This window comes from Kitasatospora sp. NPDC001095, from assembly GCF_053598615.1.
Genome location: NZ_JBSFKQ010000121.1, coordinates 1 through 3,573 on the forward strand (window position 1 = coordinate 1; position 3,573 = coordinate 3,573).

Annotated in this window: 1 protein-coding gene; it reads left to right on the top strand. The window is 72.2% G+C overall.

Annotation, left to right across the window (positions count from 1 at the left end):
• Nucleotides 1-3,573: type I polyketide synthase (locus ACWDBB_RS36050; RefSeq protein WP_449793626.1), on the top strand; the 3,573-nt coding region annotated here is incomplete at both ends.

Genomic DNA, 3,573 nt, shown 5'->3' on the forward strand with positions numbered 1-3,573 from the left:
GCGCTGCGTGAGGGCGAGTGCACGATGGCGCTGGCCGGTGGTGTGACGGTGATGTCCACCCCGGGCGCGTTCATCGAGTTCAGCAAGCAGCGCGGGCTGGCCATGGACGGCCGCTGCAAGGCCTTCTCGGCCGACGCGGACGGTACCGGCTGGTCCGAGGGTGTGGGCATGCTCCTGCTGGAGCGCCTGTCCGACGCGCAGCGCAACGGGCACCAGGTTCTCGCGGTGGTCCGTGGCAGTGCGATCAACCAGGACGGTGCCAGCAACGGCCTGACCGCCCCCAACGGCCCGTCCCAGCAGCGCGTCATCCGCCAGGCCCTCGCCAACGCACGCCTCACGGCCAACGACGTGGACACGGTCGAGGCGCACGGTACCGGCACCACGCTCGGTGACCCGATCGAGGCGCAGGCGCTGCTGGCCACCTACGGTCAGGAGCGTGCCGAAGAGCCGCTGTGGCTGGGGTCGTTGAAGTCCAACATCGGTCACACCCAGGCGGCGGCCGGTGTCGGCGGCATCATCAAGATGGTGATGGCGATGCGGGAGGGTGTGCTGCCGCAGACGCTGCACGTCAACGAGCCGTCGCCGCACATCGACTGGGCCTCGGGCGCCGTCGAGCTGCTGACCGAGGCCCGGCCCTGGCCGGAGACCGGGCGTCCGCGTCGCGCGGCCGTCTCCTCCTTCGGCTTCAGCGGCACCAACGCCCACGCCATCATCGAGCAGGCTCCGGTGGAGAAGCGTTCGGAGCGTCTGTCGACCGAGGACGGTCAGGCGCCGCTGGTGCTCTCCGCGAAGAGTGAGGGTGCTCTGCGCGGTCAGGCGCAGCGACTGCTCGCCCTGGTCGAGGCCGAGCCCGAGCTGCGGGTCACCGACCTCGCCTACTCGCTGGCCACCACCCGCGCGACGATGGACCTCCGCGCCGGCGTCGTCGCGGACAGCCGCGACAGTGTCATCCGAGCCCTCACGGCACTCGCCGACGGCGGCACGGCCGCCGGGCTGGTGACCGGGACTGTCGGCGGGAAGCTGGCGATCCTGTTCACCGGCCAGGGCAGCCAGCGTCCCGGGATGGGGCGTGAGCTGTACGAGGCGTTCCCGGTGTTCGCGGAGGCCTTCGACGCCGTCTGCGCGCGGGTCGAACTGCCGCTGAAGGAGGCGGTGTTCGGCGAGGACGCTGCGGTTCTCGCCCGAACGGAGTTCACCCAGCTCGCGCTGTTCGCCGTCGAGGTGGCGCTGTTCCGCCTCTTCGAGAGCTGGGGGGTCCGTCCGGACTTCCTGGTCGGCCACTCGATCGGCGAGATCGCGGCCGCGCATGTCGCGGGCGTCCTCTCCCTCGATGACGCCGTCGCCCTGGTGGCGGCCCGTGGCCGCCTGATGCAGGCGCTGCCCGAGGGCGGCGCGATGGTGGCGGTCAAGGCCACCGAGGCCGAGATCCTGCCGCTGCTCACCGAGAACGTCAGCATCGCCGCGATCAACGGGCCCACCTCGGCGGTGATTTCGGGTGACGAGGCCGAAGTCCTCGCCATCGCCGGTCGGTTCGAGAAGAGCAAGAAGCTCAAGGTCTCGCACGCGTTCCACTCGCCGCTGATGGACGGCATGTTGGCGGAGTTCCGGGCCGTCGCCGAGGGCCTGAGCTACGCAGAGCCGGTCATCCCCGTCGTGTCCAACGTGACGGGTGAGCCGGCCACGGCGGAGGAGCTGTGCTCGCCCGAGTACTGGGTCCGGCATGTCCGCCAGGCGGTTCGCTTCGCCGACGGCATGCGGGCCCTGGAGGCCCAGGGCGTCACCACCTTCGTCGAACTCGGCCCGGACGGCGTGCTCTCGGCCATGGGCCAGGAGTGCGTCGAGCAGGGCGTGTTCACCCCGGCGCTGCGCGCCGAGCGGCCCGAGGCGCAGACCGCGCTGACGGCCCTCGTCACCGCGCACGTCCAGGGCGCTCAGGTCGACTGGCGAGGGGGGTTCTTCGCGGAGGCCGGTGCCCGTCGGGTCGACCTGCCGACGTACGCCTTCGACCGCGAGTGGTTCTGGCTCCACTCTCCGGCCGCGACCGGGGACGTGCAGTCCGCCGGCCTGGGTGCGGCGGACCACCCGCTGTTGGGTGCGGCGGTGTCGCTGGCCGATGCGGACGGTGTGCTGTTCACCGGCCGGCTCTCGCTCCAGTCGCACGCCTGGCTGGCCGATCACGCGGTGCTGGGTTCGGTGATCCTGCCCGGGACCGCCTTTGTCGAGCTCGCGGTGCGGGCCGGCGACCAGGTGGGTTGCTCGCTGGTGGAGGAGCTGACGCTGGAAGCACCGCTGGTGCTTCCGGAGTCGGGCGGTGTGCAGGTCCAGGTCCGGGTCGGAGAGCCCGATGGTGAGGGCCGTCGTTCGGTGACGGTCCACTCGCGGGCCGAGGGCGTTGGTGAGGACGGCCTCTGGACGCGTCATGTCTCGGGTGTGCTGGCGGAGGGTGCGTCGGCTGCTGAGGGTGCGGGTCTGGTGGAGTGGCCGCCGGCGGGTGCCGAGGCCGTGGATGTGGAGGCGTTCGCGCGGGGTCTGGCGGAGGCCGGGCTGGTGTACGGGCCGGCGTTCCAGGGTCTGCGGTCGGCGTGGCGCCGCGACGGCGAGGTGTTCGTCGAGGTGGCGCTGCCGGAGGAGATCGCTGGGGAGGCGGCCGGCTTTGGTCTGCACCCGGCGCTGCTGGACGCGGCGGTGCAGGCTGTGGGGCTGGGCGGGTTCGTCCGGGCCGAGGGCCAGGCGCACCTGCCGTTCGCGTGGTCCGATGTGTCGCTGGTCGCCTCGGGCGCGGACGCGCTGCGGGTGCGGCTGGTGTCCGCCGGTACGGACGCGGTGTCGCTGACGCTCGCGGACGCCGAGGGGCAGCCGGTCGGCACGGTCGGTTCGCTGGCTCTGCGGCCGGTGGTCGCCGAGCAGTTGGCGGCGGCCGGTGGGTCGACTGACTCGCTGTTCGGCGTGGACTGGGCGGAGATCGCGTTTGGTGAGGCTGCCGGAGAGGTCCTCGTGGTGGGTGACCTCGCGGAGTTGGATGCCGTGGAGGTCGTGCCGTCGCTGGTGGCGGTGGAGTTCGGTTCTGCGGATGGTTCCGGTGCCGAGGAGGTGCACGCGGCTGCGGTCCGTGCGCTGGAGCTGGTGCGGGGTTGGTTGGCGGAGGAGCGGTTCGCGGCTTCGAAGCTGGTTGTGGTGACGCGTGGCGCTGTCGCTGTGGGTGCGGCGTCGGGTGTTGCGGGTCTGGCGGAGTCGGTGGTCTGGGGTCTGGTGCGCTCGGCGCAGTCGGAGAACCCGGACCGGCTGGTGCTGGTGGACCTGGAGGCGGGTGCCGAGCTGCCGTCGGGCGTTGGGGAGTCCGGTGAGCCGCAGGTGGCGGTGCGTGGGGGTGTGGCGTTCGCGCCGCGTCTGGTGCGCGTTGCCGCTTCCTCGGAGAGCAGCGTGTCGCTGGGTGAGGGCCCGGTTCTCGTCACGGGTGGTACGGGTGGTCTGGGTTCGTTGGTGGCCCGGCACCTGGTCACGGCGCACGGGGTGCGGAGTCTGGTGCTGACCAGCCGCCGCGGCCTGGACGCCCCGGGCGCGACCGAACTGCGT